The sequence below is a fragment of the Cupriavidus basilensis genome, from assembly GCF_000876015.1.
GTDB lineage: Bacteria > Pseudomonadota > Gammaproteobacteria > Burkholderiales > Burkholderiaceae > Cupriavidus > Cupriavidus basilensis_B.
Map to the genome: position 1 here is coordinate 77566 of NZ_BBQM01000002.1, position 11836 is coordinate 89401.

Consider the following 11836-nt stretch of genomic DNA (forward strand, 5'->3'; position numbering starts at 1 on the left):
CCCTTGAAGTTGCGGGGTTTCGGCACGATCTTCCCGATGCGCTTAGAATACAGGCGTATCTAAACAGGAGAACCCCATGAACGCAGTCGCAGAGGCACCCGTTACCGAGGACATGCCGGCTCCGTTTGTCTTTACCGACAGCGCTGCCGACAAGGTCAAGCAGTTGATCGAGGAAGAGGGCAATGCCGACCTGAAACTGCGCGTCTTCGTGCAGGGCGGCGGCTGTTCCGGCTTCCAGTACGGCTTCACCTTCGATGAAGACGTCAACGAGGACGACACCACCCTCAACAAGAACGGCGTCACGCTGCTGATCGACTCGATGAGCTACCAGTACCTGGTGGGCGCCGAGATCGACTACAAGGAAGACATCAACGGCGCGCAGTTCGTGATCAAGAATCCCAACGCCACCACCACCTGCGGCTGCGGTTCTTCGTTCTCGGTCTGACGAACGCCCGACCGGCCAGCAGTAAAAAAGCGCACTTCGGTGCGCTTTTTGTTTTCATGCACCCGGCATGGGCCGCCGTCCGGCACCAGCACGAGGCGCGGCCGATCTACGAAGGCCGGCGCCACACCACCGGGAACCAGTCCTCGCGCATGCGCTCGCCGCTGGCCAGCCCGATGCCCGGGAACGGCGGCGAGGTCCGGCCCGGCCGCGCGAGGTAGCGCACGTCGTCGCCGAGGAAGCGCGCCGAGAACGCGCGGCGCCGGCCGCTGCCGGTATTGCCGGCGGCGCCGTGCACGGTGCGGAAGTCGAACACCACCGCGTCGCCGGGCTCCAGCTCCGGCACCAGGATCGCGTGGCTGCCGTCTTCCACGTCGGGCATCTCCATGAACAGGTCGTCGCCAGCGTAGAAATTCTCGTTGCTGGCCCAGCGCTTGGGCCGCACCAGCCGCGGCCAGCGGTGCGAGCCGAGCACCACGCGCAAGGTGTTGGCGCGGGTGACGGGGTCGAGCGGAATCCAGTAGCTCGCGGTCTGCAATCCTTCCACGCAGTAATAGGGCAGGTCCTGGTGCCAGGGCGTGGGCTTGGCCGTGCCCGGCTCCTTGACCAGGATGTGCTCGTGGAAGACCTGCACGGCGTCGGCCCCCATCAGCCGCCCGGCGATCTCCGCCGCCGGCGAGCGGCGGATGAAGTCGGCGAACGGCGCGATGCGCTGCCAGTTGCAGTAGTCCTCGAAGAAGCGCCCGCGCTCGCCGCTGCCGACGTTCTCGATCGCGAACGGGCCGGGCTGCGCGAGATTCTGCTCGAAGCCATCGCGCAGCGCGGCCACCCAGCCGGCGAAGGCGCCGCGCAGCACCAGCGCGCCGTCGCGCTGGTAGGTTTCGATGTCGGCCGGCGAGAGGGTGGTCGGGAGGGCGGCCGAGGGGGCTGGCGAGAGGGTCACGATGGTCCTTTCCGGCTGGCGTGGGGCGGGGATGGAACGAGTATCGCGGCTGCCTGGAGATAGGAAAAGCATATATTTCCTATGCTGTAGTATTGGAAATCATGATTGGTTTCTCCTTCCGCCAGCTCGAATACTTCGTGGCCGCCGCCGAGCACGGCAGCATCAGCGCCGCCGCGCGGGCGCGCCATGTGTCGCAGCCGTCGGTGTCGCTGGCGATCGCGCAGCTCGAGGAAACGCTCGGCGAGACGCTGTTCCGCCGCCAGGTCAGCCGCGGGCTGGAACTGACGCCGGCCGGCCAGCAACTGCTCGGCCGCGCGCGCGACATCCTGGCGCTGGCCGCGGACCTGGGCGCCGGCGGCGCGCACGGGGCCGCCGGGCGCGGCCTGCGCGGGCAGCTTTCGCTGACGTGCTTCCAGGATCTCGGTGCCTACTATGCGCCGCGCCTGCTGGCCGGCTTTCGCCGCCGGCATCCGGAGGTCTCGGTGACGCTGTTCGAGGCGGACCTGGCGACGGTGCACCGCACGCTGGCCGCCGGCAAGGCAGAGCTGGCGCTGACCTACGATCTCGGCTTCGACCAGCGCATCGCGCGCTGGGTGGTGGCGCGGCTGGCGCCCTATGCGTTGCTGCCGGCGGGCCACGCGCGCGCCGGGCAGGCGGACGTCAGCCTGGCCGAACTGGCCTCGGAGCGGCTGATCCTGGAGGACATCGCGCAGACGCGCGAGTATTTCCTGTCGCTGTTCTGGGCCCACGGCCTGCGCCCGCAGCTGCACCAGTACACGCAGACCTTCGAGATGCAGCGCGGGCTGGTGGCGCATGGCTACGGCGTGGCGCTGTCGTGCACGCGCCCGGCCGGGGACCACAGCTACGACGGCGAGCCGATCGCCTGCCTGCCGCTGCGCGACGCGGTGGCGCCGCAGCGCGTGGTGCTGGCGCGCTCGCCGGCCATGCGGCCGTCGCCGGTGGCCGAGGCCTTCATCCAGTGGACATGCGAGGCCGGCCATGCGCAGCCGGCGTGAGGCCGTAGCGGCAAGAAGCGCCTTCTAAGAAGCGCCTTCTTAGCGCGGGTAGAGCGCGCCCAGCACGCGCGGGCCGGCCGCGCCGGTGACGGTCGGCACGTTGCCCGGCGCGCGCAGCAGCATCTGGCGCGCCAGCCATGCGAAGGCGATGCCTTCGACCTGCGAGACCGGCACGCCGAAGTCGTCCGAGCTTTGCACGGCCACGCCCGGCAGCGCGCGCGCCAGCAGCGCCATGACGAAGCCGTTGCGCGCGCCGCCGCCGCACACGATCAGCCGCGCGGCGCCGGGCGCGTGCGCGCGCACGTCGCGCGCGATGGCCTCGGCCGTGAGCGCGGCCAGCGTGGCCTGCACGTCGGCCGGCGCAAGCGCGGCGCCGTGGGCGGCGAGATGGTTTTCCAGCCAGGCCGGGTGGAACAGGTCGCGGCCGGTGCTCTTGGGCGGGGCCACGCTGAAATAAGGCTCGGCCAGCAGGCGCGCCAGCAGCGCGTGGTCGATGCTGCCGCTGGCGCCCCAGGCGCCGCCGGCGTCGAAGGCCTGGCCGTGGTGGCGCTCGATCCAGTAGTCGAGCAGCACGTTGCCGGGGCCGCAGTCGAAGCCGCTGACGGGGGCCTGGCCGCCCTGGCCGGCGGCGGCGGGCAGCACGCTGATGTTCGAGATGCCGCCGATGTTGCAGGCCACGCGCGTCTCGCCGGCGGCACCGAACAGCGCCTGGTGCAGCGCCGGCACCAGCGGCGCGCCCTGGCCGCCGGCGGCCACGTCGCGGCTGCGGAAATCCGCCACCACGTCGATGCCGCACAGCTCGGCCAGCAGCGCGGGCTGCTGGCTCTGGCGCGTATAGCCGGTGCCGTCGTAGAGGCCGGGCCGGTGGCGGATGGTCTGCCCGTGCGCGCCCACGGCCGCGATCGCCGTCGCCGCCAGCCCCGAGTCGCGCAGCAGCGACGCCACGCAGCCGGCGTAGACGCGCGCCAGTCCGTTGGCGGCCAGCGCCTCGCGGTGGATCTCGTCGGCGCCGGGCTGCTGGAGCGCGGCGAAGGCCTCGCGCAGCTCGGCCGGGAAGGGCTGGTGCGCCGCCGCCAGCACCGCCGGCCGCGCGCCGGAGAAATCGACCAGCACGCCGTCGGCGCCGTCCATGCTGGTGCCGGACATGATGCCGATGAAGCGGTCGGAGGCGGACGGCGGGGACGCGGAGGTCGGCATGCTGGCTCAGTTGTTGATGGAGGCCACGTTGTAGGTGCGCAGCGCGTTGATGCGGCTGAGCAGCTCGCTGGAGTAGGCGAGGAACTGCTGGCGCGCCGGCCCGGTCAGCGCCGGCGTGTCCAGCGCGGCGATGGCCAGCGGGTTGAGCGGCACGTCGTTGACGCGGAACTCGTAGTGCAGGTGCGGCCCGGTGGCCCAGCCGGTCTGGCCGACGTAGCCGATGACCTGCCCCTGCGACACATGCTGGCCGCGCTGCATGCCGGCAAAGCCGGACAGGTGCGCGTAGTAGGTGGCGTAGCCGCTGTGGTGCCGGAGGATGACGATGTTGCCGTAGCCGTTCTGCTGGCCGACGAATTCCACCTCGCCGTCGCCGGTGGCCATCACCTTGGTGCCGGTCGGCGCGGCGAAGTCCACGCCCTTGTGCTGCGCCCAGTTGTGATGCAGCGGATGGTTGCGCCCGCCGAAGCCGGACGACACCCGCGAGAACTCCACCGGCGAGCGCAGGAACGGCCGCTTCATGCTGCGCCCGTCGAAGGTGTAGTAGGCGCCCTGGGCGCCCTGCGCGCCGCCGTCGGGCGCGTACCACAGCGCCTGGTGCAGCTGGTTGTGGTTGATCAGCTCGACCGCCACCACGCGGCCGTTGCGCACGAAGGCGGCGTCGCGGTAGCCCGCCTCGTAGACGATGCGGAAGCGGTCGCCGGCGGTGATGTCGTGGTGGAAGTCGATGACGCCGGAGAAGATCGAGATCATCTGCGCGACCACGTCGTCGGGCACGTCGGCGTCGTCCATGGCCTTGAAGAAGCCGCCCGCGGCGATGGCGCCGGACAGCATCTCGTAGTGCACGTCGTTCTTCACCGACTGCACGCGCGCCTTGTAGGCCGGCGTGGCGGCGTCGCCAGCGCGCTCGTCGCCAGCGCGCTCGATCACCAGCTCGCGCGAGGACTGCGCGTCGCCGCCGAGGTTGGCCTGCAGCGACACCAGCAGGTTGTCCTGGTCGACCTCGGCCTGCACGTTCTGGCCCGGCTCGAGCGCGAACAGGCCGCGCGCGGTGGCGTTGCCGCGGATGAAGGCCTGCGCGTCGGGGTCGTCGATGCCGAGCCGCTTGAGCAGCGTGGCGATGGTGTCGCCGCGCAGCATGCGCGCCTCGCGCACGAAGGTGGCGTCGGTTTCGGTAAGTTGCTCGAGCTGGTCGCGCAGGTCGGGCAGCCGGATGGCTTCCCGGATGCGCGGCGCAAGGGGGTCGTCGTAGGCGTTGCGCGGCGCCACGCCCATGGCGGCCGCCATGCCAAGCGTAAACACCGTGCCGACCGCCGCCGTGAGCTGCTTGCGCCGGCGCGCGTGCAGGGCGTTGGTCGGATCGACGAGAACCACCAGCTCACGCGCGAAAACTTCGCGGAGTCTGGACCACATCACGTAAAATTCACTCTTTGGTTCGGGCTGCGCTGCCGCGACGATCTGCTTCGTCTGCCTTCCTCCCCCGAGGTGCGGCGCGTGCCATATTGGTTTGCCGCCGTAGAATGGCGGTTGGCCAACGGGAGCGTCCCGCCGGCACAAGAAGCGCGGATTATACCAAATGCGGCCGCTGGCTGTTTTTCGTACGCGTCTGAATTCTCATGTTTTTCAAAGACTTACGTCATGACTGAAGTTTCCTCCGGCGCCGCCACTTCCTACCCCCTCACGCCTACCGTGATGCACGCCCTGGAGGTGTCCAAGCGCGGCTGCGACGAACTGCTGGTCGAGTCCGAGTGGCTGGCCAAGCTCGCGCGCAGCGAGGCGACCGGCGTGCCGCTGCGCATCAAGCTGGGCCTGGACCCGACCGCGCCCGACATCCACATCGGCCACACCGTGGTGCTCAACAAGCTGCGCCAGCTGCAGGACCTCGGCCACCAGGTCATCTTCCTGATCGGCGACTTCACCTCCACCATCGGCGATCCGTCCGGGCGCAACGCCACGCGCCCGCCGCTCACGCGCGAGCAGATCGAGGCCAACGCCCAGACCTACTACCGCCAGGCCAGCCTGGTGCTCGACCCGGACCGCACCGAGATCCGCTACAACAGCGAATGGTGCGACCCGCTCGGCGCGCGCGGCATGATCGAGCTGGCGGCCAAGTACACCGTGGCGCGCATGATGGAGCGCGACGACTTCACCAAGCGGTTCCGTTCTGGGATTCCGATTTCGGTCCATGAGTTCCTCTACCCGCTGATGCAGGGCTACGATTCGGTCGCGCTCAAGGCCGACCTCGAGCTCGGCGGCACCGACCAGAAGTTCAACCTGCTGGTCGGGCGCGAGCTGCAGAAGGAGTACGGCCAGGAGCAGCAGTGCATCCTGACCATGCCGCTGCTGGTCGGTCTGGACGGCGTGGAGAAGATGTCCAAGTCCAAGGGCAACTACGTCGGCGTGACCGAGGCCCCGAGCGACATGTTCGGCAAGCTGATGAGCATCTCCGACGACCTGATGTGGCAGTACTTCGAGCTGCTGTCGTTCCGCCCGCTGAGCGAGATCGACCTGATGAAGCAGGAGATCGCGCTGGGCCGCAACCCGCGCGACTGCAAGGTGCTGCTCGGCCAGGAGATCGTCGCGCGCTTCCACAGCGCGGCCGACGCCGAGCGCGCGCTGGAAGACTTCAACCACCGCGCGCGCGGCGGCGTGCCCGACGACATCCCGGCGGTCAGCCTGTCCGGCGCGCCGCTGGGCATCGCGCAGCTGCTCAAGCAGGCCAACCTGGTGCCGTCCACCTCCGAGGCCAACCGCAACATCGAGCAGGGCGGCGTCAAGATCGACGGCGCCGTGGTCAGCGACAAGGCGCTCAAGGTCGAGGCCGGCAGCTACGTCGTGCAGGTCGGCAAGCGCCGCTTCGCGCGCGTGACGCTGGCGTGAGCGCGCGCCGGAGCCGTCCATGATCGCGCTGATCCAGCGGGTCTCGCAGGCCCGCGTCACGGTCGAAGGCCGCACCACCGGCGAGATCGGCGCCGGCCTGCTGGCGCTGGTGTGCGCCGAGCGCGGCGACACCGAAGCCCAGGCCGAGCGCCTGCTGGCCAAGCTGCTGTCCTACCGCGTGTTCTCCGACGCCAACGGCAAGATGAACCTGCCGGTGCAGGACATCGACGGCCGCGGCACGCGCGGCGGCCTGCTGGTGGTGTCGCAGTTCACGCTGGCGGCCGACACCAACAGCGGCACCCGCCCGAGCTTCACCCCGGCCGCCGCGCCGGCCGACGGCGAGCGTCTCTACAACCATTTCGTGCAGCGCGCCCGCGCCGCGCACGGCGAGGTCCAGACCGGCGAATTCGGCGCCATGATGCAGGTCAGCCTGGTCAACGACGGCCCGGTGACCTTCTGGCTGCGCGTGCCGCCGGCCTGAGTCCGCCGACCCTCACATTGGCCGCGCCGCGCGCGGCGCCCAAACCAGCAAGGAGAGATACATGAAGATCTGGAGCAAGGCATTCGGCGACAACGGTCCCATCCCGGTCGATTTCGCTTTCGGCGCGATGGATCCCGCCACCCACGTGGCGCTGTCGGGCAACCGCAATCCCGACCTGCACTGGGACGAGGCGCCGGCCGCCACGCGCTCGTTCGTGCTGATCTGCCACGACCCGGACGTGCCGAGCCGCGGCGACGACGTCAACCAGGAAGGCCGCGAAGTGCCGGCCTCGCTGCCGCGCGTGGACTTCTTCCACTGGGTGCTGGTCGACATCCCGCCGGGCCTGCGCTCGATCTCCGCCGGCAGCCACAGCGACGGCGTGATCGCGCGCGGCAAGCCCGGCCCCGAGGCCACCGGCGGCACCGCGGCGGCGGGCGGCCTGCGCCACGGCCTCAACGACTACACCGGCTGGTTCGCCGGCGACCCCGACATGAAGGGCGACTACTACGGCTACGACGGCCCCTGCCCGCCGTGGAACGACACCCTGCTGCACCACTACGTGTTCACCGTCTACGCGCTCGACGTCGACCGCCTGCCGCTCGACGGCACCTTCACCGGCGCGCAGGTGCGCGAGGCGATCCGCGGCCACGTGCTGGCGCAGGCGGCGATCACCGGCACCTACACGCTGAACCCGAAGCTGTCCGGCCCGGCGCAATAGGCTGCGACAGGCCACAACGGGCCACGACAGGCCGCGCGAGGCCGTGCGCGGCCGCGGACCCCGCCGGCCATGCCGGCAGGGTCCGCGAAGGGTCGCAGGCAAACGCAAGGAAGAGAAAGGAAACGGCATGTCGCAATTGCCCGGGCCGCATTCGCTGGCCTTCACCCACCTGATCCTGATCCGCCACGGCGAGACCGCGTGGAACCGCGAGCGGCGCCTGCAGGGGCAGCTCGACATCCCGCTCAACGCCACTGGCGTGGCGCAGGCCGACGCGCTGGCGCAGGCGCTGTCCGGCGAGCCGATCGACGCGGTCTATGCCAGCGACCTGTCGCGCGCGATGCAGACCGCGACGCCGCTGGCCGAGGCGCTCGGCACCACGGTGCGGCCCGACGCGCGGCTGCGCGAGCGCTGCTACGGCGCGCTCGAAGGCCGCACCTACGCGGAGGTGGCGGAGAATTCGCCCGAGGATTTCGCCCGCTGGCAGGCGCGCGTGCCGGACTACGCGCCGCAGGGCGGCGAATCGCTGCTGGCCTTCCACGAGCGCGCGGTGGAAGCCGCGCTGGCGCTGGCGCGCCGCCATCCGGGCGAGCGCATCGCGCTGGTCGCGCACGGCGGGGTGCTCGACTGCCTCTACCGGGAAGCCAACGACATGACGCTCGAAGCGCCGCGCCAGCACGAGCTGCTCAACGCCAGCATCAACCGGCTGCGCTGCGACAGCCAGCGCCTGACCGTGATGCAGTGGGCCGACGTGGCCCACCTGCAGGACCTGGCGCTCGACGAGGTGGACCGCCGCGTGCCCTAGCCGCGCGGCATGGCGGGCCGCGCTACACGCGCAGCCGGAACGGCGTGAAGTCGGTGTTGCGGTCGTACCAGTCCTCGCGCTCGGCGCGCTTGAGGAAACCCACCACCTTGTAGGTGACCGGCGTCATCACCACCTCCCAGCCGGTCTTCAGGATGTACTGGGCGATCGCCACCTGGATCACCTTCTCCAGCGGCCAGATGCCGTAGAACGCGATCACGTAGAACAGCGACGAGTCGACCAGCTCGCCGGCCAGCGTGGAGCCGATGGTGCGCGTCCACAGCCAGCGCCCCTCGGTCCACAGCTTCATCTTGGCCAGCACGTAGCTGTTGGCGAAGCTGCCGCAGCAGAACGCGATCAGCGAGCCGAGCGCGATGCGCCAGGTGTTGCCGAACACGTCCTGCAGGCTTTTCTGGTAGTCGCTCATGAACGGCGCCACCGGCATCTTCAGCACCACCAGGCTCATGAACGTGGCGAAGGCCAGCGCGGCGAAGCCGGCCCACACCACGCGGCGGTCGCGCCCGTAGCCGTAGACCTCGGTCAGCACGTCGCCGAAGATGTAGGAGATGGGGAAGAACAGCACGCCGGCGCCGAAGGTCACCGGGCCGATCAGCGGCAGCGTGACCTGGGCCGCCTTGGCCGCGCCGATCAGGTTGGAGCACAGCAGGACCGTGACGAACGCCACCATCACGAGATCGTAGTAGCGGTAGACGCGCCCGGTATGGCCGGGCGTGGCGTTCGATGTGGTCATGGCGGTTCCAGGGGCGGCGGTGTGGCGATTATGCCAGCCATGCCGCCGCCGTGTTCGCGCCGCGTCCGCCTCGCCCGCGCGCCGCGAGGCGCGCGCCGGACTACAGGTCCAGCTTGCCGATCTTGGAGCCGTCCAGCGAGATGTCGAACATCAGCCCGGCGTTGGTCTGCACGAAGCCGATCACCGGCTGCTGCGCGGTGTTGGTGTCGATCGAGCCGTTGGCGCCGATCTTGGCCAGCGCCACGCTGGCATCCGCGCCCACGGTCCAGCCGCTGCTGTTGAGGAACTTGCTGTAGGCGTCGGGCGTCATGAACATGATGATGACCGACTTGGACTGCCCGCCCGCGGTCAGGCCCACCGAGGCCGAGGTGGTGCGGTAGTAGCCCACCGGAGCACCGCTGCGGCCGCGCAGCACGCCTTCGCCATATTCGCCGCCGATCACCAGCCCCGCCGACAGCACGCGCGGGAAGACCAGGATGCCCTGGGCGCGCGCGGCCAGCTCGCGCGCGCTGCTGGTGGTGCCGTAGAGCCGGTTGAGCGCGCCGTCGGCCCCCGCGTTGATCTCCTGCCGCTTGGCCGCCGCGTCGGTTGGCGCATTGGTGCCCGTGGTGGTGCAGCCCGCGGTGAAGGCGGTGGCCACGAGCAGGCCCGAGCCCGCCATCCGGGTCACAAACTGGCGTCGATTCATGTGCTCTCTCCTGTCAGGTACGAACGGGGCCGGCCGCCCGGCATGCGGCGCCAGGCCGGTACCGCCTCGCGGCGGCCGGAACTAAGCCATTGTGAACAGGCAGGCAGCCGCCAGCAACGCGCGACGAAAGAATTGTCTGCGGGCAACGAAAACATTTAACACGGGATACGCGGCACCGCGCGGCCGTCGCCGCCGCGCCTCAGGGCGCCGGCTCGGCCTCGCCGCCCGGCGCGGGCAGCCCGAAGTGCAGGTAGGCGGCGGCCGTGGCCATGCGCCCGCGCGGCGTGCGCTGCAGGTAGCCCTGCTGGATCAGGTACGGCTCCAGCACGTCCTCGATGGTGTCGCGCTCCTCGCCGATGGCCGCGGCGAGGTTGTCCACGCCGACCGGGCCGCCGCCGAACTTGTGCAGGATGGCCTCGAGCAGCTTGCGGTCCATCAGGTCGAAGCCGACCGCGTCCACGTCGAGCATGGCCAGCGCGGCATCGGCGGTGGCGCGCGTGATGGTGCCGTCGCTCTTGACCTCGGCGAAATCGCGCACGCGCCGCAGCAGGCGGTTGGCGATGCGCGGCGTGCCGCGCGCGCGGCGGGCGATCTCCAGCGCGCCGAGCGGGTCGATGCGGGCATTGAGCAGTTGCGCCGAGCGGGTGACGATGCGCCCGAGCTCCTCGGCGGTGTAGAACTCCAGCCGCGCGACGATGCCGAAGCGGTCGCGCAGCGGGTTGGTCAGCATGCCGGCGCGCGTGGTGGCGCCGACCAGCGTGAACGGCTGCAGGTCCAGCTTGACCGAGCGCGCGGCCGGCCCCTCGCCGATCATGATGTCGATCTGGTAGTCCTCGAGCGCCGGGTACAGGATTTCCTCCACCACCGGCGAGAGGCGGTGGATCTCGTCGATGAAGAGGACGTCGTTGGCTTCGAGGTTGGTCAGCAGCGCGGCGAGGTCGCCCGGGCGCTCCAGCACCGGGCCGGAGGTCTGGCGCAGGTTCACGCCCATCTCGCGCGCGATGATGTGCGCCAGCGTGGTCTTGCCCAGGCCCGGCGGGCCGAACAGCAGCACGTGGTCGAGCGCCTCGCGGCGGTTGCGCGCGGCGTGCATGAAGATGTCGAGCTGGCCGCGCACTTTCTCCTGGCCGACGTATTCGTCGAGCAGCTTCGGGCGCAGCGCGCGCTCGAAGGCCTCCTCGCTGGGGGAGGCGGTGGTGGGGGCGATCACGCGGTCGCTGCCGCGGTCGGGGACCAGCTTGTCGGTTTCGATCATGGGTGTGCTACGGGCGAAGTGGCTCGATTGTAGCCCCTCCGGGCCGCGCTACCCGCGCCGGCCGCGCCTGCCCGCGGCCGCTCAGCCCTTGGAGAGCGACTTCAGCGCCAGCTTGATGCCGTCCGACACGCCGGTGCCGGCCGGCACCTGCTTGATGGCCAGCGCCGCCTCCTTCTCCGAGTAGCCCAGCGCCAGCAGCGCGTTGAGGATGTCGACGGCGTTGTCGTGCACCGGCGTGCTGCCCGGCGCGTGGCCGAGCTCGGCGCCGAGCTTGCCCTTGAGCTCGAGCAGCAGGCGCTCGGCGGTCTTCTTGCCGATACCCGGCACGCGCGTCAGGCGCCCGGCCTCCTGCAGCGTGATGGCCTGCGCCAGCTCGCCGACCGACATGCCCGACAGCACGGCCAGCGCCATGCGCGCGCCGATGCCGGTGATCTTGATCAGCTCGCGGAACGCATTGCGCTCGGTGGCGGTGCCGAAGCCGTACAGCAGGTGCGCGTCCTCGCGCACGATCTGCTGGGTCAGCAGCGTGACCGGATGGCCCACCGCGGGCAGGTTGTAGAACGTGCTCATCGGCACGTCGATCTCGTAGCCGACGCCGTGGCAGTCGACCAGCAGGTGCGGGGGATTCTTCTCGATGAGGGTGCCGGCGATGCGTCCGATCATGGTGTC

The 11836-nt window shown here is 70.4% G+C and carries 13 protein-coding genes; 6 read left to right on the forward strand and 7 right to left on the reverse strand.

Annotation, left to right across the window (positions count from 1 at the left end; translation table 11 throughout):
- The first annotated feature begins 76 nt into the window (after window positions 1-76).
- Entirely contained in the window at window positions 77-445 is a 369-nt protein-coding gene (gene erpA, locus KF708C_RS01265; RefSeq protein ID WP_029043650.1) for an iron-sulfur cluster insertion protein ErpA, read from the forward strand.
- A gap of 106 nt (window positions 446-551) precedes the next feature.
- Here the strand turns inward: erpA and KF708C_RS01270 are convergent, their stop codons facing one another.
- Entirely contained in the window at window positions 552-1385 is an 834-nt protein-coding gene (locus KF708C_RS01270; RefSeq protein ID WP_059410482.1) for a phytanoyl-CoA dioxygenase family protein, read from the reverse strand.
- A 101-nt stretch (window positions 1386-1486) separates the two neighbouring features.
- Here KF708C_RS01270 and KF708C_RS01275 point away from each other — a divergent pair, with 101 nt between their 5' ends.
- Window positions 1487-2401, forward strand: a complete 915-nt coding sequence (locus tag KF708C_RS01275) for a LysR family transcriptional regulator (protein ID WP_059410512.1) — start codon at window positions 1487-1489, stop codon at window positions 2399-2401.
- 39 nt (window positions 2402-2440) lie between these two features.
- Here the strand turns inward: KF708C_RS01275 and KF708C_RS01280 are convergent, their stop codons facing one another.
- Together KF708C_RS01280 and KF708C_RS01285 are read right to left on the reverse strand one after the other, a co-directional pair.
- Window positions 2441-3598, reverse strand: a complete 1158-nt coding sequence (locus tag KF708C_RS01280; protein WP_059410483.1) for an anhydro-N-acetylmuramic acid kinase — start codon at window positions 3596-3598, stop codon at window positions 2441-2443.
- A gap of 6 nt (window positions 3599-3604) precedes the next feature.
- A complete protein-coding gene (locus tag KF708C_RS01285) occupies window positions 3605-5008 on the reverse strand; it encodes a M23 family metallopeptidase (RefSeq protein WP_059410484.1) in 1404 nt (467 codons plus the stop codon).
- 225 nt (window positions 5009-5233) lie between these two features.
- On the opposite strand from KF708C_RS01285, the gene tyrS reads away from it, so the two are divergent.
- The 4 genes from tyrS to KF708C_RS01305 all read left to right on the forward strand — a co-directional run bounded on the left by tyrS (window position 5234) and on the right by KF708C_RS01305 (window position 8476).
- Window positions 5234-6475 (forward strand): tyrosine--tRNA ligase, encoded by a 1242-nt coding sequence (gene tyrS, locus KF708C_RS01290; RefSeq protein ID WP_059410485.1) that lies wholly within the window; start codon window positions 5234-5236, stop codon window positions 6473-6475.
- A 19-nt stretch (window positions 6476-6494) separates the two neighbouring features.
- A complete protein-coding gene (gene dtd, locus KF708C_RS01295) occupies window positions 6495-6956 on the forward strand; it encodes a D-aminoacyl-tRNA deacylase (protein ID WP_020203195.1) in 462 nt (153 codons plus the stop codon).
- A gap of 61 nt (window positions 6957-7017) precedes the next feature.
- On the forward strand, window positions 7018-7674 hold the full coding sequence (locus KF708C_RS01300; protein ID WP_059410486.1) for a YbhB/YbcL family Raf kinase inhibitor-like protein: 657 nt from the start codon (window positions 7018-7020) through the stop codon (window positions 7672-7674).
- Window positions 7675-7801: 127 nt separating this feature from the next.
- Entirely contained in the window at window positions 7802-8476 is a 675-nt protein-coding gene (locus tag KF708C_RS01305) for a histidine phosphatase family protein (RefSeq protein ID WP_059410487.1), read from the forward strand.
- A gap of 22 nt (window positions 8477-8498) precedes the next feature.
- On the opposite strand, the gene KF708C_RS01310 is transcribed toward KF708C_RS01305, so the two are convergent.
- The 4 genes from KF708C_RS01310 to ruvA all read right to left on the reverse strand — a co-directional run bounded on the left by KF708C_RS01310 (window position 8499) and on the right by ruvA (window position 11830).
- Complete coding sequence (locus KF708C_RS01310; RefSeq protein ID WP_020203198.1) at window positions 8499-9224, reverse strand: queuosine precursor transporter; 726 nt, start codon at window positions 9222-9224, stop codon at window positions 8499-8501.
- 100 nt (window positions 9225-9324) lie between these two features.
- Entirely contained in the window at window positions 9325-9912 is a 588-nt protein-coding gene (locus tag KF708C_RS01315) for a BPSL1445 family SYLF domain-containing lipoprotein (RefSeq protein WP_059410488.1), read from the reverse strand.
- Window positions 9913-10111: 199 nt separating this feature from the next.
- On the reverse strand, window positions 10112-11167 hold the full coding sequence (ruvB, locus tag KF708C_RS01320; protein WP_020203201.1) for a Holliday junction branch migration DNA helicase RuvB: 1056 nt from the start codon (window positions 11165-11167) through the stop codon (window positions 10112-10114).
- 81 nt (window positions 11168-11248) lie between these two features.
- Complete coding sequence (gene ruvA, locus KF708C_RS01325; RefSeq protein ID WP_020203202.1) at window positions 11249-11830, reverse strand: Holliday junction branch migration protein RuvA; 582 nt, start codon at window positions 11828-11830, stop codon at window positions 11249-11251.
- Window positions 11831-11836: the final 6 nt, after the last annotated feature.

Coding starts and splice junctions, on each gene's coding strand:
- erpA (WP_029043650.1), top strand. CDS start 77: ATGAACGCAGTCGCAGAGGCACCCGTTACCGAGGACATGCCGGCTCCG.
- KF708C_RS01275 (WP_059410512.1), top strand. CDS start 1,487: ATGATTGGTTTCTCCTTCCGCCAGCTCGAATACTTCGTGGCCGCCGCC.
- KF708C_RS01280 (WP_059410483.1), bottom strand. CDS start 3,598: ATGCCGACCTCCGCGTCCCCGCCGTCCGCCTCCGACCGCTTCATCGGC.
- KF708C_RS01285 (WP_059410484.1), bottom strand. CDS start 5,008: ATGTGGTCCAGACTCCGCGAAGTTTTCGCGCGTGAGCTGGTGGTTCTC.
- tyrS (WP_059410485.1), top strand. CDS start 5,234: ATGACTGAAGTTTCCTCCGGCGCCGCCACTTCCTACCCCCTCACGCCT.
- dtd (WP_020203195.1), top strand. CDS start 6,495: ATGATCGCGCTGATCCAGCGGGTCTCGCAGGCCCGCGTCACGGTCGAA.
- KF708C_RS01300 (WP_059410486.1), top strand. CDS start 7,018: ATGAAGATCTGGAGCAAGGCATTCGGCGACAACGGTCCCATCCCGGTC.
- KF708C_RS01305 (WP_059410487.1), top strand. CDS start 7,802: ATGTCGCAATTGCCCGGGCCGCATTCGCTGGCCTTCACCCACCTGATC.
- KF708C_RS01310 (WP_020203198.1), bottom strand. CDS start 9,224: ATGACCACATCGAACGCCACGCCCGGCCATACCGGGCGCGTCTACCGC.
- KF708C_RS01315 (WP_059410488.1), bottom strand. CDS start 9,912: ATGAATCGACGCCAGTTTGTGACCCGGATGGCGGGCTCGGGCCTGCTC.
- ruvB (WP_020203201.1), bottom strand. CDS start 11,167: ATGATCGAAACCGACAAGCTGGTCCCCGACCGCGGCAGCGACCGCGTG.
- ruvA (WP_020203202.1), bottom strand. CDS start 11,830: ATGATCGGACGCATCGCCGGCACCCTCATCGAGAAGAATCCCCCGCAC.